At 51.6% G+C, this 22,251-nt stretch carries 17 protein-coding genes; 5 read left to right on the top strand and 12 right to left on the bottom strand.

The features are described from left to right. Window positions 1-104: 104 nt before the first annotated feature. The 3 genes from AC6I6L_RS04205 to AC6I6L_RS04195 form a co-directional block, all read right to left on the bottom strand. A complete protein-coding gene (locus AC6I6L_RS04205) occupies window positions 105-1,064 on the bottom strand; it encodes a DUF932 domain-containing protein (protein WP_497916452.1) in 960 nt (319 codons plus the stop codon). Window positions 1,065-1,205: 141 nt separating this feature from the next. Then, complete coding sequence (locus AC6I6L_RS04200) at window positions 1,206-1,640, bottom strand: hypothetical protein (protein WP_497916451.1); 435 nt, start codon at window positions 1,638-1,640, stop codon at window positions 1,206-1,208. A gap of 188 nt (window positions 1,641-1,828) precedes the next feature. Next, window positions 1,829-2,806 (bottom strand): hypothetical protein, encoded by a 978-nt coding sequence (locus AC6I6L_RS04195; RefSeq protein WP_497916450.1) that lies wholly within the window; start codon window positions 2,804-2,806, stop codon window positions 1,829-1,831. Window positions 2,807-3,292: 486 nt separating this feature from the next. Here AC6I6L_RS04195 and AC6I6L_RS04190 point away from each other — a divergent pair, with 486 nt between their 5' ends. From AC6I6L_RS04190 to AC6I6L_RS04170, 5 genes are all read left to right on the top strand, one after another. Continuing rightward, window positions 3,293-4,306, top strand: a complete 1,014-nt coding sequence (locus AC6I6L_RS04190) for a TrbL/VirB6 family protein (protein ID WP_497916449.1) — start codon at window positions 3,293-3,295, stop codon at window positions 4,304-4,306. A gap of 267 nt (window positions 4,307-4,573) precedes the next feature. Beyond that, the gene (locus AC6I6L_RS04185) at window positions 4,574-6,430 is read left to right on the top strand and encodes a helicase HerA domain-containing protein (RefSeq protein WP_497916448.1); all 1,857 of its coding nucleotides are present in this window, start codon (window positions 4,574-4,576) and stop codon (window positions 6,428-6,430) included. Further along, window positions 6,427-7,395: a DUF8128 domain-containing protein gene (locus AC6I6L_RS04180; RefSeq protein WP_497916447.1), complete on the top strand. Its 969-nt coding sequence runs from the start codon at window positions 6,427-6,429 to the stop codon at window positions 7,393-7,395. The genes AC6I6L_RS04185 and AC6I6L_RS04180 overlap by 4 nt, the downstream gene beginning before the upstream one ends. Then, window positions 7,392-9,296 (top strand): type IV secretory system conjugative DNA transfer family protein, encoded by a 1,905-nt coding sequence (locus tag AC6I6L_RS04175; RefSeq protein ID WP_497916446.1) that lies wholly within the window; start codon window positions 7,392-7,394, stop codon window positions 9,294-9,296. The genes AC6I6L_RS04180 and AC6I6L_RS04175 overlap by 4 nt, the downstream gene beginning before the upstream one ends. Further along, complete coding sequence (locus AC6I6L_RS04170; RefSeq protein ID WP_497916445.1) at window positions 9,289-9,714, top strand: hypothetical protein; 426 nt, start codon at window positions 9,289-9,291, stop codon at window positions 9,712-9,714. The genes AC6I6L_RS04175 and AC6I6L_RS04170 overlap by 8 nt, the downstream gene beginning before the upstream one ends. On the opposite strand, the gene AC6I6L_RS04165 is transcribed toward AC6I6L_RS04170, so the two are convergent. From AC6I6L_RS04165 to AC6I6L_RS04125, 9 genes are all read right to left on the bottom strand, one after another. Further along, entirely contained in the window at window positions 9,709-11,346 is a 1,638-nt protein-coding gene (locus AC6I6L_RS04165; protein WP_497916444.1) for an ATP-binding protein, read from the bottom strand. The genes AC6I6L_RS04170 and AC6I6L_RS04165 overlap by 6 nt on opposite strands. Window positions 11,347-11,349: 3 nt before the next feature. Continuing rightward, on the bottom strand, window positions 11,350-11,967 hold the full coding sequence (locus tag AC6I6L_RS04160; protein ID WP_497916443.1) for a DUF8166 family protein: 618 nt from the start codon (window positions 11,965-11,967) through the stop codon (window positions 11,350-11,352). A gap of 5 nt (window positions 11,968-11,972) precedes the next feature. Next, on the bottom strand, window positions 11,973-13,178 hold the full coding sequence (locus tag AC6I6L_RS04155) for a DNA double-strand break repair nuclease NurA (protein WP_497916442.1): 1,206 nt from the start codon (window positions 13,176-13,178) through the stop codon (window positions 11,973-11,975). A gap of 1 nt (window position 13,179) precedes the next feature. Next, on the bottom strand, window positions 13,180-15,885 hold the full coding sequence (locus tag AC6I6L_RS04150; RefSeq protein ID WP_497916441.1) for an AAA family ATPase: 2,706 nt from the start codon (window positions 15,883-15,885) through the stop codon (window positions 13,180-13,182). A gap of 1 nt (window position 15,886) precedes the next feature. Next, a complete protein-coding gene (locus AC6I6L_RS04145) occupies window positions 15,887-17,257 on the bottom strand; it encodes a metallophosphoesterase family protein (protein ID WP_497916440.1) in 1,371 nt (456 codons plus the stop codon). A 79-nt stretch (window positions 17,258-17,336) separates the two neighbouring features. Beyond that, window positions 17,337-19,487, bottom strand: coding sequence for an AAA family ATPase (locus tag AC6I6L_RS04140; protein ID WP_497916439.1), 2,151 nt, complete (start codon window positions 19,485-19,487; stop codon window positions 17,337-17,339). A gap of 19 nt (window positions 19,488-19,506) precedes the next feature. Then, on the bottom strand, window positions 19,507-19,719 hold the full coding sequence (locus tag AC6I6L_RS04135; protein ID WP_497916438.1) for a KTSC domain-containing protein: 213 nt from the start codon (window positions 19,717-19,719) through the stop codon (window positions 19,507-19,509). A gap of 104 nt (window positions 19,720-19,823) precedes the next feature. Continuing rightward, window positions 19,824-21,773 (bottom strand): restriction endonuclease, encoded by a 1,950-nt coding sequence (locus tag AC6I6L_RS04130; protein WP_497916437.1) that lies wholly within the window; start codon window positions 21,771-21,773, stop codon window positions 19,824-19,826. 184 nt (window positions 21,774-21,957) lie between these two features. After that, window positions 21,958-22,176, bottom strand: a complete 219-nt coding sequence (locus AC6I6L_RS04125; protein WP_497916436.1) for a DUF8139 family protein — start codon at window positions 22,174-22,176, stop codon at window positions 21,958-21,960. Window positions 22,177-22,251: the final 75 nt, after the last annotated feature.

Raw genomic sequence — 22,251 nt, 5'->3', positions numbered from 1 at the left:
CTCTGAAAGCTCATTGATCAGTGGAATAAGGGAAAAGATGGAGATGCGGGTTCTGACCGCTCTCCTTTTTCTTATATCCATCTTCCTCGAGGCTTTTAGGTCCTCTATGCTTGGATTTCGTGGAGTTCCCTTAGTTGTTGTAGTGCGTCTGGTTCGTCTTCCCAGTAGGGTTCGGTGTCTTCCTGTTCGATCAGTTGCCGTGTTCTGTCTTCGACCGCTTGTGTTCCCAAGTTTTCTGGTTCCGGTATCTGGTTGTCTCCGTTTTCCAGGAGCGTAGCTGCCTGTTCGTATCCTTTGGAGAGTTCGTAGCTCGGAGTGTTTTCAGTGTAGTGTGTTAGTGCGCGTGTGGCGGCGTTGTAGGTCTCCCAGAGCGACGGGTTCTCCGGGTCTTCGACTTCGTCGTATAACGCGTTCAAGAGGTCGGGTACCGGTTGTTCTAGGTATGAGTCGATCCCTGTTTCGAGGAGTATGAGGAGTGCTTCGTCCTGGTTCAAAAGTTTCTGTTCCTGTGCCTGTTCTAATCGTTGCTCGACCTTTTCCGGGCTTTCAACTACAGCGTCCACTGCGTTGTACGCGAGACCGGGTTGGAACGGTTCCTGGTGGGTTTGATCGAAGCTGAGTTCGGAGATGAAGGCGGTCATCCCGTTGCTGCATACCAAGCGTTCCGCGCCGACATCGTACTTCAAACCGTGGAAGCCCGAATGCCCTGTCTGGACTTGGAGTCCGAGACTGATCGGGTCGTCTTCACCAGCGTAAACCGTGTTTCCAGTGAAGTCGATACTAGCGGTCATTTTATGGGCTGTCGGTGAAAGAGAGACCGTTCCCTCTACGTCTAAACCGTTTTGTTCTATGGCATCTCCCACCGTCTCCAGGATATCTCCGTACTGTATGATGTTGTAGAAATCTTTCGAGGAGGAGACTACGCCGGTCGCCCGCATATCGTCCGTCCACAGACTATCTCTGTACGGGACTTCCTCCCATTCATCCTCCTCCACGTGGTGTGCGTAGACCTCGTGGCGATCCACCTCAGGAACCTTTTCACTGGTTTGGTAGAGCTCGTCCAAATCTTTGAAACTGTAGAGTTCTTCCGAAATAACGTATCACCCTTCCTGAAACGGGGTTCAGGGAAACGGGTTATACACGACGGGACACCGTGTTTCACATGGAGTGTACAATAGAATGAAAGGAGCAAGCTTTGAGAAGTTTCAAAGGTGGGACTTGGCTTCGAAGCCTTCGTCCTGAAGTATCTCTATGACCTCTTCTTTGAACTCTTCTCCTTCGTAGCCGTCAAAGTTCGCGACATCGAAGTAGTTTCCCCGGGTGTTGAGCCTGTATCTTATATCGACCTCTTGGTGCAGTGGACGGTCTGCGGAAGGATCGCCCATATTTACCAGTCCACGGAACTGGCTGAGCATTTCGTTGACCGCGTTTTCCCAGTCCTCCTCAGAGTTCTCAGTGACTAGGTCTGTGAACGTTCGGCCACGGATATTCGTATTGAAGTAGGTGTCGTCCGGCAACTGCAGCTCCTGCAGGAACTCTTCTAACGCGGGCTCCGGATCGTTCTCATCCCAGGTCTGCGGACTGTTATCCACAGGGGTTCTAAACCTGTAGCTGTGCAGCTTGTAGCCTCTTTCTTTCATAGCTTCCGCAGCCGTCCGCATATCCTTCAGGGTCTCCGAAACAAAGTCGCGGTCAGAATGATCGATAAGAGATTCACCTCTTGCTAATTAGAGATGTGATTTGCAGCTTATATCTATATGTGAAGTGTTGTATATCCGCTGCGTCAGTTACAGCAAATCGCAGGTCATCGGGATCGATCTCTGGTTTATTAGGACGTGGTCTGTACCGGAATGTAGGCGGTGATATAGTCTTCATCTTCTGATTCCTCAAGGAAGGTTCCTCTCCACCCGTCGACAACAGGGGAGTCGTCTTTGGATGGTTCATCTTCCATATAGGTAATCAAAGTGCCTTGATAACCCTGAGGCGACTCGGTGGATATTGAGAAACGATCTTTCTTCGGTAGAACCAGCTCTGTGTCATCAACTCTCTTACTGGTGTAGAGAAGATACTTATTTTCCACATAATTTTCAGGTGTAAAAGGGAGATCAGAACCAGGTTTGGGCATCCATTCGATGGCCAGTGTCTCTGGTTCACAACGTGGAAGTTTTCCTTCTTCGATGACCTCTTGAAGGATAGATGGACGTGGAGTAGCGGTGTCAGTAAGCGTCCGAAACGTCCTTTCTTGGAAGACCTCATGCTGTGTGTCATACGGGATAAGCCGGAACTTCTGCCCGGAAAACGGGGTTTCAGAGGCAAGGTCCGTGATTTCTGTACCAGCATCTTCTAGGCTCCCGAGACCGAGCACGACAGGGATGTGATCACCTACTTCTGGGTCATGGCCTTCATCCTTCAGACTTTGTAACCGTTTGCAGTAGTAGTCTTCAGCTCGATAGATTCTAAGATGGCTGTCTTCTAAGAGGTTTACCTCCGCAGTCATAGTGTCTTTACCATCATACTTCACGAACAGGTCTTTCCAGTCTGAATTAATGGTCAGAAGATATGATCCTTCTTTAGAGACTGTATAGTCGTTCTCATGTCTTTTTTCGTCGTACTCGCATTTCGTGACATGGATATAGGGAACTTCGTCTTTCGGATCTTCTTTCAGTTCTTCCCTCGCTATGTCTCCCTCTGAGAAACCCAGTTTTTCAATAGTGTCTGGAAGATACGAACGGTAGTTTCGATTTCCCTCTGGGTTAATTTTCAGACCGACATTGTAGCGTTTCACATCAAATTCTAAGTCAGTCATTTTCTCTCACCTTTTCTTGGTAAAAACCGTCCAGAGCTGATTAACCCTGTCGTCGATTTTCACAGCATGCGATCGTGTGAGAGGCGAAGAGAGGAACAGTTGCTCAGGCATCCTCTTTGCCTCTTTCAAGATCCACAGTAAGAACGATGAGACAAGAACCTATTCGGATAGTGGCGACACTGTCCCCAATAGTTGAACCGTCTGTAGAAACAGTGTACCCTGCGGTGTCCGTCTTCGATGTCCTTCCGTGCAGTCCGTCTCCGGAGTTCGAACCTTTGTTTAGCCTGATCGACGCCTTGACTCAGTTGGGTGTTTTTATCGCGGTTTCCGCCGCGGTTCTATCGTTGACGTACGCAGGATTGGCATATGTTTTCGGTACGGAGGAACAGATACAAAAAGCGAAACGCCGCGTGCGTTCCGTGCTGATCGGCGTGGTCATCGTGTTGATGGCGAACTCTGTGATAGTGTTCTTCGCTGTCAACCTCGGTGTTGACTGTAACGGAGGTGTCTAAAAAAGGGATGCGGTGGAAACTCTTAGCACCTGGCCTGGTCCTGGCCGTGGCGGTTCCGGAAACGGTTCGTGGTCAGGGATCTGAGGGCGGCGAAGGACTGGCTGAAGCCCTGTTCTCTCCGTTCCGTCGGCTGGCTGAAGTTCTGATCGATGCCTTGGTTTCGGTACTGGCGAATACACCGACGATCTATCCGAATCCACCGGTACAGGAGATTCACGGGCTTTCGTTGATCGTGACGTTCGCCTGTGCGGGACTGGTGGTGATGGCTGCAGGCCTCCATTACATCATCGGCTTGGAAGTCGGTGTTCCGTACGATGAGGTCCGTAGGATCCTTCCACGTCTCATAGCTGCGTTACTGTTTTCCGCCGTTTCGCTTCAACTCCTCCAGTTTGGTTCCGTGGCTAGTGATGCGTTTGTTGAGGCGTTCCGTCCTCAAGATCCTATAGAGCTTGAGCAGTTGGCAGGGCTGACTACGTCGCTCGTCCTTGTCTGGGTGGTAAATGCGACCCTGTTGCTGGCTCTGGTCGTGTTTTTCGTTCTCCGAGATGCGTACCTCTTGTTTGTAGCGGCGATCTCGCCTTTACTAGCGTTGGCCTGGGTCCTGCCGAACACCAGATATTATGCTCAGTCGTTCATCAGTGGTTGGTGGGCTCTTCTGGCGGCTGCACCTCTAGACGTCTTGGTACTTCGATTTAGCATGACGATGCTGGAGGCCAGCGGCGTACTTGGTATGCAACCGGTTTCGAACTGGATCCTAGGTGTCGCAAGTTTCAGCCTCATGCTGTGGGTTCCTTACCAGTTGTACGGCGTTTCGCAGTCGGCTGTTTTCCGGGCGAACCGTATCGCATCCCAGTTCGGAGGGAAGCCTCCACGTGGTGGAAGTGGCGGTGGTGGTGCCGGTCCAGACGACGGCGGTGACTGGGATGATGAAAGGAGCCGTGGACAGCGTCGAAGAGACGAGAGAAGACGAAGGAGGAGAGGGCGGTAATCCTATGACTCGTATACCTGGTGACTTCGACGAACCGGTTCGTTTCTTCGGCTGGTTCACATGGAAAGATCTCATCCGCCTCGGCATCCCCTTAGGGTTGATGTGGCAGCTGTCACAACAGGTCGATGCCTCTGGAAGAGGCACTATAGCACTTCTCTTCGCGGGCTGGCTTGTCAGTTCGTTGTGGTTCCTGTGGCGGCCGTACAACGACCCTGTCGAGGTACAGCTATACCACGTGTTGCGGTGGACCGTTTCAAAGGTGGTTCCATGAAGAAACGTATCCGGTCGCCCGGTTTGAAAGTCGACCGTACCTATGTTTCGGTCGATGGAAACGCACTGGTAGGTGTTCTCCAGGTGTTCCCCGTCAACTTCGAGCTCAAATCGGAGAATGGGAAGTACGCCTTGCGTCAGTTCTATCAGGAGCTGTTTGACACGGTTACGTTCCCTGTGCAGATCTTCTCGAGGCAGATGCGGAAAAACCTTGAATCGTATATTGACAAGGTGCGTTCCGGTGAAGGGTTGGAACGGTTCCGGGTGGAGTATGTGGAGTTCTGTCGGCAGCTCTCCCAGGACGGCATAATCGATACAGAGCACTTCCTCGTCGTCCGTGTATCAAAGGTAGACAATAGGTCGCTTCAAAGGCTGTACCGCCGTCTTCAGACACTGGCTTCGGTGATCGCTGGCAGCAGTCTTGGCGTAGTCCACGTCACCGGAGATGACCTACTGAGCTTTGTTAGGCGGGAGATGGATCCCAGGCCGGTGGTGACACAGGAGTTCTGCGGCACGGCCAACAACACGGCTCAAGGCTACAGAAAACTTGTCTACATCACGGGATACCCTTCGACACTTGACGTGGGCTGGCCGCTGAAGCTTCTCCGCGTAGACGGCTTGGTAGACGTCACACAGGTAGTGAGTCCTGTCGGTGTTGGTGAGGCGACACGGACGCTGCAACGGTACTCGACCAAGTTAGAGGCGGAGATCGCCGCATCACTTGGATCCGGACGCCATGGTGTGAACAAGTGGGAAAGGTTGGCGGACGACGTCAACTGGTTCCTCGATCTCCTAGCGGATCAGAGGTGCGGCGCTGTCCGTTGCGGCGTATACATCACTGTCCACGGAGAGACACGGGAGAAGGTACGTGAAACGTTCAGAAAGTTGGTGTCACAGCTTCGAGGGTTACGACTCAAGTTCAGTCAGCCCGGGTTCCGGAACGACTACGCCTACCGCACGGACTCAGTCTTCTATCCCGACCGTCTGGACGAGACCCGGCTTATGCCGTCGCTTTCCACGGCCGCAGGCTTTCCCTTCGGAACACAGCCATTAGAAGCTGAGAACGGGGTTTTATACGGGTTTGACGCTGAAGACCGAACTCCGATTCTTCTCGATCGGTTCTCTTGGAGTTCGCACTCGATGGCGGTGACAGGAACTCTCGGCTCCGGCAAGAGCTATATGGCCCACATCGAACTCATTCGTTCAGCTCTCGTATACCCTGATCTACGAGTCATCGTTGTTGATCCGAAGAAAGAGTACGGTTCCACGGTCGAGGCGTTGGGCGGTGAAAAACGGCTTCTCGAACAGGGGAGAGAGTACAGCTTCGACCGTGATATCGTCAGCTTCGAACCCGTTGAACGCGGCGAGTTCGAAAACGTAGAGGCTCTTGTCGAACTTCTCAGCCAGATCTACTCCGAAGTGTCGAAAGATCAGAGGAAGACACTAGTGGTGGTCGATGAGGCGCACAACATACTGGACGATGACAGGGGTCGGACCGTTCTCCGAAGGTTCGTTCTCGAATCCCGAGACATTGATACCGCTGTGCATATGATTAGTCAAAGCTCGTCGCACTTCACAAAATACCAGGAGGGAAAGGAGATGCTGAACGAGGTCGTCGGTGAGCTGTTCTTCCGTGAGAAGGTGGTCAGTGACTCGATGATCGACTACTACAACCTATCAAACGAGAAGATATGGCGTTTGAAGAACATGCGGATCGGTGAAGACGCAGCGGTCGGAGAGGCATTGCTCCACGTCGCCGACGTCATCGACACACGGATACGGATACCTTCCACCGACCTGGAACACCGAGTGATAGAGGGAGAACAGGAAACAAGTTTGGAGGTGGTTCGGTGAGGCTCTTCAAACGGAGCTACACAGTCGTCGACGAGGACCAGGCGGAACAGTTGCAGCATCCGGATCCTGACTGCTACTACCCCGTTGAGATCCATCCGCCACGGGACAGGGACGTTCCCTCAACGGTTGAGGGCTTCGTCCGCGGTGTACTCGAGATACAGACAACGTTGCTGAAGACCAAGAACACCTCCCCATTGATTGCTTACGAGATACGGCGTCCAAACCCCGACCGATTACGGCTCCAGTTCTGCGCCCCTACGAAACGTTTGGTGAGGAAGATACGGACACAGCTCTCCGACACCGTCCCAGGTATAGGGTTCGAAACCGGTGTCAATGGCCTTCCTGTACTTCCCGGTGACACGGTCGGCGGAGGGATACTTACGACAGGCCGTGAAGACAGGTATCCTCTCAGGACAGAGTTCGACTCACCGCCGATCAACAGCCTTGTCGCAGCGCTCCACCGCCACGCGATGAGGAAAACCCGTATCGTGGTCCAGATCCTCTGGCGGCCGATCGCAGGAAAGTCACTGAAACAGTGGTGGCGGAAAAGACGGGCGTACCAGACAGCAGGTTTTCTCCGGAAGGAGAAAGAGAAGCTATGGGGAAAACGTTCGGCCACACCCCGTGAACGCAGCCAGGCAGACATGGTGGAAAGGAAAGCCGAGACAAGAGGATTCCAGGTATCGATACGTCTCGCGGTGATCGGCGGTGGAGAATATACGGCTTCACGGGTCAAGGAACTGGCTGGACCGTTCAACACGTACGAAAGTTCGGAGAGCGGGCAGTACCTCGACGCTTACACGGTCAAAAGCCGGCGGCAGAAACACCTTCTAGGCCTTAACCAAGCCATCGCCGACAGAGAGTTCGGAGGTTACAGCCACCGTTTCCACGCCTCGACAGAGGAACTCGCCGGACTCGTAACAGTGCCCAGCCGAGACCAGCAAAACCTGAAGACAGCGTTATGACTCCTGAAGAAGCACGGAAACTAGTCGAGAACAACGGTACGGGTACGACCTACGTCGGAACACACACCAGTATACTCGGCGTCGAGGAAAACATCGGAATACCCGATGAGAAACGTTTGATCCACGTCCTGAACACAGGTCCGACCGGCTACGGCAAGACCCAGCTAATGGTTCACGCAGCGTTACAGGACATTCACAAAGACAGAGGTGTCTGCATGGTGATCCCAAAAGGCGGTGCAGTCAGTCAAGTACTTGGGAAGCTACCCGAAGACCGTTTCGACGACGTCCTCTACATCAACCCATCCGGCGACCAAGTACCCGCGGTCAACGTATTAGAGCCATACATCAGTCGGGGAATGACCGAGGCACAGAAAGAGAACCAGAAGGAGATCATCGTCTCCGACCTCATCGAACTGTTCAAACGCCAGAGCGAGAACTGGGGCGACCAGTTCGGCAGGATCTTAGAAGTCCTGCTCCGTGCACACATCGACCTAAACATAAAGAATAATGAATATAATTCGTTGATAGATGTCTTCCGCTGTGTCATCAACCAGGACCGGCTTACAGAACTCATCGACAGGACAGAAGACACCGTTGTCAGAGAACAGCTCGTCCGTGTGAGGGAGGACACGTCAAGCTACCAGCTGGAACCGCTTCAACGCCGGCTGAACGACTTCGTGATGAACTCGACCATACGAAAGATCGTCTCCTCGGAAAGGTCCGCGGTCAACTTCCGTGAAGCCGTCAACCAGGGAAAGATCATACTCGTAGATATCCAGAAGGGAGAGGTCGGAGGCACCGTCTCGGAGCTCGTCGGAAGCATCATCATCACCAAGATCTGGGCAGCAGCACAGAGTCGTATCACACAACCGGTTGAAGAGAGAGCGCCGTTCTATCTGTACGTTGACGAACTGCAGAACTTCGCCTCCGAAGGATCAGCGGTGGCAAAGATGTTGAGCGAGGCACGGGAGTACCAGCTTGGCTGCTGGCTCTCGACACAGTACCTTTCCAACCTCGACTCGAACACGATGAGGGAGGCGGTTATCAACAACTGCCGGACCAAGATCGTGTTCTCCCCTCTCGGATCCGAAAACGAACGCCGACTTCTCAACCTTCTCAACGGCGTCAACAAGAAGCAGGTGGCAGGCCTCGGCAGGTACCGCGCCGTCCTCCAGACACCGGGTGAACGGAGACAACGGTCAGCCACCATCGTCGACACATACCCTCCCTGGGACGGAGACCCCGAACAAGCACGGGAACTGAAGAAACGGAGGGCGGTCACGGGAACAGACACAGAGGTCCGACTGGAGGAGTCGCTCGGACAGGGAACCAATGCAGGAGGAGAAAAACACGCAGAACTTCTAAGAAGATCGAGACAGCTGCTCGAGGAACGAGGGATAAAGGTCGATCTTCTCTACCAAGGCGAAGGGGAAGGCAAGCCAGACGGCCACGTACACCTGCCAAACGGAACTGCTTACCTCGAGGCAGAACACACCACACTGACGAAGCCGGCCAAAGTCCTTCAAAACTTCCGGAGAGCGATCAACAATGACGTAGAATGTATCTTCGTCGTCGAACAGGGCAACGCAGCTAAGCTACGGAGCATCGTCGAGGACCCGGTTAACCGTAACGGAGACGAACACAGAGATGAGTACGGAAGTTACAGCTACTACACCGACGACAGAGACGAGTTCACCGATACCGAACTGATCCTAGATGGAGGGTACCGCATCATCGAGATCAATGAGAACGATCTCACTGTCCACAACAAAGAGATGGAGTGTCCGGAGCTCGAGCACCAAGACCGGGAAGACCTGGAACGGTTCTGTCTCTACCGAGACAAGGATGGTTACTGTACAGAGCTCGAAACACAGTGTGTCATCATAGAGAACGATGACTGAACAAAAGGATCAGCTCCGGGAGATCGATCAAGTCGTCCTCCAGAAAGTCGCCGAAGGAGCAGACACCACACATAGAATTTCGGAAGCCATTACGTTCGAAACCCACCGGATACGGTACAGCTTGAAGAAGCTCGACAGCCTCGACCTCCTCAAACTCGAGAAACAAGACGGAAACGTAGAACGTATTGTAGACGGGCAGAGACGGGTCTTCCAATCACCTTTACAAGGCGAACTCACCGAGAAAGGCCGCCAGTACGTAGAAAAGATTGAACAGGAAGACACTAGGTACGAGGATCTAAGCCACAACGAGCTCGTGGAAAAGGTACAAAGCCTGGAAGACAGGGTTGAAGACTTAGAAAAGAGTATAGAGGCTTTGCGAAGACAGTTGCTGAAGAAATTTGAGGAAGAAGAGTTATAGCCGTTGTTCCCTGTCCTCTACACCCTGTTCCTGATCAGGGTCGGCCCTTCCATCCGTCTCCCTACTACTTTTCTTCCTCCAGGACTTCTGCCATTCCTCGGTAGCGGGCAGGCTCTCCGCATCATGGGTCGTGTAACGTTCTCTGATCCGTGCCGGGAACGGCGTGTTCACACTGTCACCGGCGATGATCGCCTGGCCTGGTGTCAGACCCGGAAGCTCTGAGAGCAGGTCTTCGCCGACGTCCTCAACACCTTTCTTCACAGCGTCCTGATCCAAGGGGTTCTGGATCTGCATTATGATCTGTGTCTTACACTGTGACAGAACGTCGTCGTCTATCTTGCTCGGTCTCTGACTGATAATCCCGATCCCTATACCGAACTTACGTCCCTCGCTTAGGATCGTGCTCAAGACACCGAGACATCGTGCATCGCCGTCTGCAGGTGCGAAACGGTGACCCTCCTCAAGCAAACTGAAAACAGGGAAGTCAAGCTCTCCCTCACCGCTTTTCTCGTGTTTCACACGTTCCCTGTTGATCCTTCGGAACAGCACGGAGAGAAGCATCTGCTGCTCCCGCAGACTCATCGTATCCAGCTGGAGAACGGTGCATTTCCCCGGCTCCAACAGCTCGGAAAGCGACAGGTGCTTATTCGGATCGAAAAGATCCCTGTCCAACGCCTTGTCCAGACGCCACTCGAGCGCGTTCGCGGTACTGTCATTGTCCGCAACCTGTTCACATCTGTCCTTGATCTGTTGAAGTGTGACGTACTCAAAGTCCACGTCGCCGTCATTCTTCAAGGAGTTCCAGGCCTCGGAGAGGACGTGTTCCTGTGCATCCGAGGGGTCGTCAACCACGGAGAACAGGTCGGACAGTGAGAGCTCTGAGATCCTTATCCTGATATCCTTGGGCGAAAGGATCTCTACCTCCGGCGAGTAACCGTCTCCTTCATCACTGAACCGGGGGTCTTCTTCCATCTCTTTGAGAGAGCCGTACTCTCCGTGTGGATCGACGATAAGCATGGCTGCACGGGAGTCCGGCTGCATCATCTCCTCTATCAGGACTGAAGCGGTGTACGACTTCCCGCTGCCTGTCGAAGCAAGTATGGAGAGATGTGTTGAGGCGAAGTTGTCTATCGGTAGATGGATATCCGTGCTTCCAGGCGGTCTGTGAAGAAGATCGCCGATGTAGGCGGATCCGTCCACCTCTTCATCCGCCTCGGTAAGATACTCCTCGAGGTCGTCGTCCGAAGCTAGTTCGATCTCCGTACCTGGCTTGGGAACGATACGGGGGTTGGTGAAGTCGTCCAGTTTGTGGTCGTAGTACCCTATGACTGATGCGGTGATCCTGTATAGATCGACACCTTCCGTGGCTATCCCGAGCTTGCCGGCTACGGCTTCAGGTGAAACACCGGGGTCTGACATGAACCGGTCCGGATACCCTCTCTTCTGTTCCCTTCCCGTAACCCGGGCGAAGATCTTCCTTTTCTGCCTCTCCAGTTCGCCGTCGCTGTTCTCGATCTTGACGGTACCTGTGTAGTAGATGAACTCGCCGTTCTTGATCTCGGTGTCATCAGGTGTGACGAAGATAAACTCGTTGGCTTCGTCTCCTGGCTCGGATACGATTCCATCAACCATTTTTTACATCCCCTCCATTCTGGTCTGCCACTCCAGGTTTCGTTGAATCACGTCTAAAGCATCCGCTTCACCGGATTTTTCCTGTTTCAGACGGTCCAGTATCTGTGACAGGATGTCTTCTGCAAAGCCTCCAGCCACGTCCACGATCCGTTGGAAGTACTCGAGCTTGACCTCTCCATCGACCATGTGGAACTCCACCATCTCCTCGTCAGGAAGCTTCCGTACCACGTCATCGACTTCCAGTGTCCAACGTGGGATCGAGTGGTCCGTATCAACGAGTTCTCCGTCCTCGACGGTGACGTGGCCGAGCAGAGCGATTCCCGCGAGGACCTGTTTCTCATCGACGTAGCTGGGCTGGAAGACGTTCTGCTCCTCGGGCTGTGCAAGCCGTGGACCGGTCCGTCCCTGGTCCGGATCCACGATCTGTGTATCGTATATTACCCCGATGAAGCAGCATCTCTGTCCCTGGACCTCTTTCTGTATGTAGACGAACTGTCCGAACTCGTAGTCCGTCGGGTCTGGAGGTTTCTCACGCATACCCTCGTTGTAGACCTCAAAGACGTAGTCTATATGTGATTTTGAGCCGATTATCTTCCCGAGTTCCGTGTCATCTTCATTCATAGTCTTTATCGACGCCTCCTCTTCTTGCTGAGAGCCTTGTTGTTCCACTGTAACTCAATACCGTGTTCCTTCGAGAACTCCTGATACATCTTCAGGAACTTCTGCCGGTCCTGACGGCTGATGACCGCGTCCGCATCCACTGCCTGAAGTATCTCCGGGTAACCCCTCCCGATACCGGCTTCAGCACGGATAACAGACATTACATGGTCAAAGAAACCTTCCTCGTGAACCCACTGAGGGAGCTCGATACGGTCCATCTGCGGACCATTACCAACATCCAGGTAAGTGAACAGAAGGCTGTCCGAAAAGTCGTACTCCTCACCCCTGTATCCGGTGTGAAGTGTTTCAAGCGTGTCGTCCCTCCTTGACTTGAACAGTGCGGTACGGTCACCCCAGTTCCCGGTAAAAGCTTGGAGTATCTGATGGTCTCGTACCGTCTGATCAGTGTCCACCATTCCTAAGCTGTCGATCATCTTCGCCAGGTCAGTGGCTACCGACCCGGAGATGTAACCAATTACAGGGACTCCGTGGTATCTACTGGCGGCAAGTAGGCGGGACATGGCCTCTGCATACCGATTTTGGATATCGCTGTCAAACCTTCCTGTAAACGATAGGAGGAGAGAGCCATCGTAAATCACAACAGGCGGGTGTTCCCTGCCACCGTACTCCTCTATCTTTTTCTCTAAGACCTGCATTTCGGTCTCGAACCGTTTCGTATCTACCTCCTGATCATCGATCTGTTTCCGGCCCTCATCATCCGTGTACAGGATGTTTTCAGGTGTCAAGACCTCTACTTTGACATCTTCCTCGTAATCGCCGGTCTCGGTGTGATCATTCGCTATAGAAACCACTTGAACCAGTCCTACTGGCTTCTCAAACTCTTCTACCGGGTCGATCTGGGAGCCGTCCGCCGCTACCGTAGTAACGTTTTCCAGATGGCCTCTTGACCAGTTGTTGACTGCTTCATGTGACCTCCAGGAACTGCTCTCCTCGAAGGTGACAACCCATTCCTCCTCTTCCAAGAACTCCTCCGTAGGCTCTGCACCGGGGTACTGCTGTCCCTCCAACCTTTCAACGATACCAGGTTCTGAAACCAGCTTCTCTGCTGCGTCCCGGAACTGTTCGATTATCGCCTTGTTGAATCCTGAACCGTTGAAATCTTTCTTTTTCTCCTCCAGCTCCTTGGCAACGCGGTCCTTGTAAAGAGGCATTCTACTCAGCTTTCACCTCGGTTGTCCCGTCGATCTTCTCCAGGGTGATGGCATGTTCCGTCGCGCTTTCGAAGGTGCCGTCGTGGCTGACCACTGTCAGCTGTTCGAACCCTTCCAGGTTCTGTATCTGGTCCACAAGGTTGCGGCGTTTTCCTTCATCCAGGTTGGTGGTTGGCTCGTCGAGGAAGACGATGTCGACATCGCTTAACAGTTCGAGGATGGCAAGTCGGACAGCGAGAGCGGCGCTCATCTGCTCTCCTCCGCTCAGCTTCTGGAACGCTTTTTCGTTTCCGTTCTCTTTCACGACGATCTTGTAGTCCGGCCTCCATTCGAGTTCCTCTGTGGCGGTTCCACGGAGCTGGCGGTAGATCTTGTTCGCTTCCGCGGAGATCTCCTTGACCAGTATCTCGGTCATCAGCGGTCGGGCATCGTCGATGCTCTCACGGATGAACTCGCCGAACTCCAGGTCGGCTTCCAGTTCTTTGAACTCGTCCTGTTTGCTGTCCAGTTCCTCCTTCTGTTCCTCCATCTCATCGATCTCTTCCTCTAGGCTGGACAGGTTCTCTTCCTTGGTACTGATTTTTCCGTTGAGGCTGCCGATATCTCCTTGAAGCTGTTCCAACCGGTCCTGCACCTGTTCGTACTCTTCCTCGTCGAACTCTTTTTCGAGGTCGTCGAGTTCGTCTTCAAACTCTTCGACTTTGTCCTCTAAATCGTTTATTTCGGTTTCCAGGTTCTCGACCTTTTCCTGGCGTTCCTCGACCTTTTCGGCAGTCTCCTTCTTGCTTAGATATGTTTGGTGTGCGTCCTCCAGTTCGTCCAGACGTTCCTCTAATTCACTTATTTTGTCGTCAAGGCCTTCGAACTGTTCTAACTCCTCTTCCAGTTCTTCTATCTCGTCTTCTATCTCATCGAGGCTTTCCTCCTTCTTTTCAAGCTCTTCTTCGGCGTCCTTGTTGTTCTCGTACGTGGTCTCGGCGGACCGGTACTCTTTCTTCGGGTTGTCGAGGTCGTCCAGTTCCTGTCTGAGTTCGTCCTTCTCCTCGACCTTTTCCTCCAAACCTTTGATTTCGTCCTGTAGTTCCGTAACGTCTTCCTGGGTCTCGTTTCGGTCCTGTTTGAGGCTGTCGAGTTTGTCGTTCAGGTCCGGAAGACGGTTGACCTCTTTCTCGGCTTCTTCCGCCTCCTCGATACTGTCCTTAAGGTCGTCCAATTCATCTTCTATTTCGGAGATCCGTTCCCTGCTTTCCTTTACACCGTTATGTTTCTCTTCCAGGACATCTCTGCGGTGCTCCTTGTCGAGGTCCTGGCCGCATGTAGGGCAGTTGGCCTCGTCGGTATCCTCTAAGGTCTTAATCGCTTCTTCCAGGTCGTCTATACGGCCTTCAAGCCTTGATTTTTCGTCCCGGAGCTCCTTTTCTTCCTCTTCTAGGTCGTCGAGTTGGTCGGCCTTTTCCTCCAACTCCTCGATCTCCTGGATCTCTTCTTCCATTTCCTCGACATCTTCTTCAACTTCGTCGAGATCTTCCTCAGTCTCTTCGACCTCGGTTTGAAGCTCTTCGATCTCATCCTCTTTATCCTCTATGTCGTCCAGCTTCTCTTCTAACTCTTCCTGGAGTTCGACGTCGTCCTCCAGCTCTTCCATCTTCTCCTCTGCATCCTCGGCGGCCTCGACATCTTCTTCTAGGCTTTCCTTCTCTTTCTCAAGGCCTGTCTGCTTCTTCTCCAACTCGTTGAGATCCTCCTTGATTTCGGCCCGTTCATCTTCTTTATCACGGAGCTCGCCGAGCTTGTCCGACTTTACCTCGTACTCCTCATGCTCTTCTTCGATGTCCTCGATGGTTTCCTGGGCGTCTTCTGCCTCTTCCAACGCTTCTTCCGCGTCGGTCAGGGCGTCCTCCTTGTTCTCGATACTGTTCTCTTTCTGACTTATCTCGTTATCCAGTTCGGAGATCCTGTCTTCTAAGTCGGAAAGGTCCTCTTCACGTTCTTCCAGCTCCTCCTTCTCCTCTTCCAAGTCTTCGAGTTCTTCCTGTAGTCCCTCGACTTCTTCTTCCAGTTCCTCGAGTTCGTCTTGTTTGTCGTCGAGGTTCCCGACCTTTCCTTTCAGGTTCTCGATGTCCTCTTTCAGGTCTTGTTTCTCCTGTTTGATCGCTTTGTTTACATCCAGAAGGTTGTCCCAGGCCTCGTCGTAGACATCGACTTCTAGAAGAGGGTTGAAGACGTCTTCCCGGTTGCTCTGTGTCTTGGCGAAATCATCCGTGAACTGTGTCTGTGGCACGCCGATGCTGGACTTCCACAGCGTCTCCAGTTCTGTCGACTCCGGAACACCGAGGTGGTCTCTCAGCCAGGTGACAATGTCGTCTTTATCGGCGTCCGATCGTGTGTCCAGGATCTCTTTGTTGTCTTTTTCTCGTATTATACGGAAACGTGACCGTCCTGCGTACCGCTCGACAGAGTACTTCTCCTGGTCCTTATTCGAGGTGAACGTGACACGTACGGATCCGCTGTTCTCCCCGTCACGGATGAAGTCACCCTGTGAAACCCCGAGGTAGTCGAAAAGTGCGAACCCGACCGCTTCCTGTATAGTTGATTTTCCTGCACCGTTCTGTCCGATGACCGCGTTGATCCCTTCGGTAAGATCGATGCTGTTGATATCGTCGTCGTAGCTCTTGATGTTCGAAAGTTCGACTTCTGTTATCTTCATCTCAGCTGTCACCTCCCATGTCTGGGAAAAGGTTTCGTCGACGGTTCTTCACCGTTTCAGCGACCGACTCCGGTGATTCGTCCTCCAGCACGCTGCTCTTGACTACTGACAGGGTTTCAGCGACCTCGTTCTCCCTGTCACGGAAACGGGAGTCCTGTCCTGCCAGCTTCCGGAACACGGCTGACTCCAGCTTGTCCCGGTCGATCTGTCCGTCCTCGTTCCGGACCTCGTCTTCTCCACCGTCCAGATCCTGGAGTATGCTGGCGGTCTCCTTCGACTCTGTTCCGTCGCTGATGTTCACGTACAGCGCGTCCGTTTTCTCTTCGAGCAGCTCCCGTACCCGGTCGATATCGAGCTGTGAACGGCTGAACTGGAGAAGGCCTTCCAGGTGGAGGTCGATCACCGGTTCCCGGACACTGTCCCCGGCTTTGTACCTCTCCTTCTGCTGTTTCTTCCGTAGCTTCGGCAGAGCTTCATCCACCTTCTTCTCAAACCCGTTTTCGAACTGTTCAGGCGTGTTGTAGTCGTCGACAACGAACTTGATACGGAAGAACGGTCTCCGTTTGGAGTGGTTGAACTCGTACTCGAACCCGTTCTCTCCGGTGTCCACGATGTAGTAGCCGTGGTCCCACCGTGCTTCACGTGTGCTGTGGGCCTCCTGGGAGCCGGGGTTGAAGATCCAGTCGCTGTGGCTGTACTGTTTGTGGAGATGGCCCAGGCCGATGTAGTCGACAACCTCTTCCAACGGTTCCAACTGGTTGAACGAGATACCGCCCGCCATCCCCGGGACGTGGTCCTCGATACCGAAGTGGCCGAGTAGGACGGTCATCTCCGGCACACCATTCTCCTCGTTCACTTCTTCGATGGCTTCGGCCACTTCCTCGAGGTAGTCGCCTGTCCGCTGCCCGAGGTACTGAAGACCGAAGATACGGACACCGTCTATATCGACGTATCCTGACGAGGTCCCGGGTTCCTCAAAATCATGTTTCTCGAATACAGGTCCTTCCCCCTTTAGATCCGCCTCCAACAGGATCAAACGTTCACGGCTGTGAAGGTACTCTAGCCAGTTCAGATCTTCCTTGTACAGGTTGGCGTCATGGTTTCCCTGTATACCGACGACAGGGATACCCGCGTTATCGAACTCTTCCAAACCGTTTTCGGCATCGCTCAAGGCCCGTGCGTTCACGTCCTTGTTGTGGAATAGGTCGCCGCTGAAGATCGCGAAATCAACGCCTTCATCGACCGCGTCCAGGATCGTCGACTTGAACGACATGTACATATCGTCCCGGCGTTTCTTCACACCGTACTGCCGGTGCCCTATATGAGCGTCTGAAAAGTGGATGAATTTCGGATTGTAACTAGATTGGGGCATAGTCAGTATCTCCTTAGTTGTCTTGTTATATTCCTGTGATGTTTTGTATGTTTGGACATGCAGTGATCCATTTCCAAACTCATGATGTCTCAAACACCTTACTTAGGAAGACCTCGACATCTGTATTAGATCTGTCTGGGAGTTCTACAAATTGCTCTCGTAATTCACGAACGCTGTAGTCGTCAGCCGAAAATTTTAGCGCTGCTTCTGTTTTGTTGCTGGCTCCAACATCCGGGTAGTAATCCTCGATGTCGCCTTTCAAGAGTAAGATGTTTTCCTCGAGTAACTTACGTCTTAGATCCAAACGGTCTGGATTGATTCTTTCGTGATCGAGTGTTATCGCTCTTCTCCACGCAGCTTCTGATTTTTTATTCAGCAGTTTCTTAATGCTATCAATATGCTTCTGCTCAACTTCATCTCCCTCTTCAAGTCTCGTCTGTAACTCCTCGTATCTCTCAAACGTCTTTTCCCAACTGGCATTCAAAACTTTGCTATCAATATCACTGCTGTTCCAAGTGTGTTCTACTTCACCGTCCTCAACAAGCGAGTCAGATGTTTCTTTCAGTTCCTCAATATCGTTTTCGAGAGATTCATCACTCACGATCTGGGGAACAGACCAATTGAGAGCATCGATATCTGCGATAGCAAAGACATCAATACCTAACTCCTCCAGAAAACCCTTGAATAGCGGTAAATTGGTCTTCCCACCTACCGGAAGGATCGGGATGCTTTGACTCTCAAACTTCCAGTCTGAGTTGAGTGTTGAAGACACCTCTTTCAAAACAATCGCATCAGACGGGCCTTCTACAAGAACAACTCTACCGGAGAAAATGTAAGAAGAAACTTTCTGTAAATCCATTAGACGCGACTGTTCACGCGGACTTCTTTCATTAAGGACTGTGTGGAACTGTGTGACCTCTGTCCCAGAGTTGTTACGTACAATATTGATAGTATCAATTATCTGATTTTGGATCAGAAGAGGGGAATGGGTGTTAAAGATGATCTGGGTCTGTCCCTCACAAAGACTGCTGAAAACTCGTAGAAGATTCTTCTGTAAATTCGGATGAAGGAACAGCTCTGCCTCCTCATAGAGAATTAACAGAGGTTGTTGCTCATCTTCATCACCATCTCCGTCAGCAATGGACAGTGATCCATCCCGAAGATCAGCGATAGTACGAAGCATACTAAATATGAGAACACGTCTCATTCCCTCTCCAACATTCTCTGGAGACAATGTGTCCCCAAGCTGATCGTCATCAATTCTAATGTCTACATCTCTGAACAACTGACGGCTTTCAAGACGAGGGAAATCCAATTTCACTGAATAATCCCTGAAAGCCTCTCTAAGATAACCGCTTATCTGCGATTGGAACGATTCAGACTCATTGTCTAGCTTTTCATAAACACCATCTAATTTTTCATCAAGCTGTTCATTTACGTCTTCTTGAAGTTCGCTATACAGTGCATCCGTTAGTTCTCCTAACTCGCCGGAAGCCTGTGTAGCGTCCTCAACCTCTTTGATAGCTGGAATCTTAATAACATCTGGGAGTACAGCATCTCTGATTACCTGTTTCGTACCTGTGGGGAAGTCTGTAGGCTTCGGTTCGAACTCGACCCCCTCAGGACTTGAAGCAACATAATCTCTGTAGCCATCCATCCATGCTCCTTTCTGCGTTAATTTGCCATCTTCAACATATTCCGCTACTTCAGGATACTCGTCCCGCATCGCCTCCCGGTAATCGGTTGCGGTGAAACCGTCCTCATCCGTATCTTCCCACCGGTCGTTTCGGAACCTCTCAAATGTGTCTTCGCTCAAATGTTCATCAACAGGCCTCAACTGCATCAATTTAAGACGGGTCCGGCCCCCTTTCTCTTCAGGTTCAGTGATTCGGCAGATACCAAGATGGTTCTCGAACTCGCCTTCGTCAAGGAGTAGATCGTTGATTTGCTCTCGCTTATTTTCGTCTTGGATACGGTCCAGGTCTTCCTCAGAGACTTCAAAATATCCTCTTACCTTAACCGTTCGTGAAGTATCCTTGTCCCAGTAAAGTTCATCATCCTTCGGCTTATCTTCCTCTTCAAGAAGATATTTAATAGAAGACATGATGTTGGTCTTCCCAACATTATTTTTCCCTACAAGACAGTTAAGACCCTCAAATTTGATCGCGTTCTCTCCCCACTGTTCTTTTATTGAACGATGGTTTTTCACTTCAAGTTTTTCTATATTCATACTGATCCTCGCCTAAAAACTATCGAACCTGTTCATATCGGTACACGTCTTTGATTTTTCTATGGAAATATTTCCCGTGGGATGAAGCGTTCATCAGATCTGTATGGATACTGGGAGGAACATCGTGATACTGGTAGATTCCGCCACTATTGAACTCAATCTCCAAAATACGGGAGTCCTGATCATATCCTACGCTTCTCAGGTTGCTAGAAGACACGGGAGTCCTGTCCATATTCCTGAATGTATAGAGAAATCATATAATTCTACCCCTTTATAGAAATACAATCATTAAAGAGAGTACATTATTCGCTGAGAGAATCACATAAACAGAATAGTCTATTCTATTTTCTCTCCAGATAGTTGTTTGAGCCGTTTCTTGTCGGCGTCTGTCAGTAGTTGGACATCGTACTCCTCCTCGAGTTTTGCGATAGACCGGAAGAGTTCCAGTGCTGTTTCCTCGTTGCCTTGATCTAAGTGGTACTTTCCTTGTTTCCTTGCGACTTTCGCCACTCCATGTTTTCCATCGTACCACGGCAAGATCTCAGTGTAGTATGCTTTAGCCTGGTTCAAATGCTGCCGCCATTCATCCGTATCATACTCAGTGTTTTGTGCTAGCGACCAGTAGGTGTCCGCCAGCTTCCGCGCAACGTTCTTCTGTTCATTCTCTTCCTCAGCTAGTTCGTAAGCCTCCTCCAGTAGATTGAGTGCTTCCTCTAAATCATCTGTCTCACTGCTTTCCATCAACTGTTGCAGCCGTTCCTGCCGCTGTAACTCATCGCTCTTCCAAACCACTTCGCCTTCTAAACCGATACTGTATAATGGATCTTCGCCATCGCCTTCGAAAAGATACAGGTGTAAACCGTGTCCGTTATCACGGAACTCGATATCCGTCTTGTTCCCATCAAGGTTCTCGTGTTTCAGAACCTGTTCTCCTTTCTCTACGTCGATGATATAGGTGCTGCAGTCAGGGTTCAAGGTTGCTGCCGCTGCATACCTACCGTCCTCAGAAACGGCGCACGCCTCCACATTCGCGTTAAGGAAATGGCCTAATAGTTGTTCACCGGAGGAATCGAATACGTAGAGTTTGCCGGACAGCTCTTCCTGATCCAGGTTATCGATGACAGCCGCCACACCGTTATTTGAGACTGCGGCTTGTCCGCCTAATGTACCCACGTTTTCAAGAGGCTCTGTAACACGGATCTCGTCTCCCTCAAAAAGGAAGAAACGATCGTCTGTATCATGTGAGCGGCCGTACGCAGCACTCCACCGACCGTTAGGTGAGTCGTTATACTGAGAGTGGTACCTATGACCGTTGTACTCCAGACTGTTGATCTGGAACCCCGGATCTGGTTCAGGATCCACAGAGTCTTCGACTACCGAGGCTTCTTCTTGGTCCTGGCTGGACTCGATACTATTAGAACCTTCCAACGTAGTTCCTACCGATAGATCGGCTGATGCTGACGGCTTGAGGTTACGGCGTTTCCAGAGGTATACGAGGCCTGGAACTACTGCGATGATCCAGACCAGCGACGAAAGGATGTACGCCCATCTGTATTTCGGCCAGTCCGTGTACTGCTGGACTTCTGCTGCATCTTTGTAGAGCGCTATAGGAAGCAGGATCCAGGAAAACAGGACAAGGAATCCGCCTAAAACATCAGGAAGCACACTGAGACCGAACAATACGACTATCCATCCGCCTGTAGCCGCCATCACACCCTTACGCCACTTCGTATCCGGTAGACCGACTTCTTCCTCGAGTTGAGTGTGAGAGCGAGAGGTTTTCTCTAAAACAGCAGTAGTTGTTTCGGTAGTACTTTCTGAAGGTGAGACCTGTTCAGCAACGTTATCAGGTGTTCCAACTGTCTCTAAGGCTTCTTCCGCCTCCTCTGTCTCTTCCTCTGAGAGGTCGAGGTATTCCTCAAGTAAGCCGTAAGCATCCAAATCATCGATAATATCCAGAAGCTGGTTTCCATCAACCAGTTTGACGTTCAGCTCTTGTCCTCGTTTCTCCGCGTTACGTGAAAACGAGCTTGTGGTAACGATTACTGAGGCATCCACACCATCTTTCTGCTGTTTCAAAGCCGAGTACTGTTGTACATCGCTGCTGCCGACCGTGTTCCCTTCGGAGTACCGTTTGGCCTGGATCAACTGCTTCTGCGGATACGGCTTCTCCTTCTCGGCAACAACGTCGATCCCGGCGTCAGCTGAAGCCTGTGTAACCTCGGTCTCCCACCCCAGTTTCTGCCAGAGATCAGCGACAAAATGCTCGAACTCGATCTCGTCCATCTCCCGTAGCCCGTTCAGAATCCTGCTTGAATCAACGTCAAAATCGATAGCGTCGGGTTCAGAGAGGTCTGCGCCGCAGTCGCTACAGTATTTGTCCCCTGTCCTGACTTCAGCACCACAAGCTGAACACGCACGCATTAACAAGACAGTTGATACTTATCTATAATAAAACGGTGGACTCACTCTACTCGATGAGTTCCAAGTCGTGTCTCCGGAAATTGAGCTTAGGTACTTCGCCGTTGTCGAATTTGACGGTGTAGATGAAGTTATCCTCTGAGTTTCCTGCAACGGCAGCAGCGTCAAACCTCCCGTCTATAATCTCGCCGGTTTCACAGTGTAGATAGTTATCGGGGCCGAGTTCTTTGTCGAGTACGGTTTTGACTCGGTCACCTTTCCAGTACACTTCTCTATTCGAGGAGAGGTCAACTCCCCGTGTGGCGATGAACTGTCCTCTTATTCCAAGCCATCTGTAGGTGAC

This window comes from Halosolutus sp. DAT137 (assembly GCF_059736405.1).
This window is presented reverse-complemented; position numbering and strand designations above follow the sequence as displayed.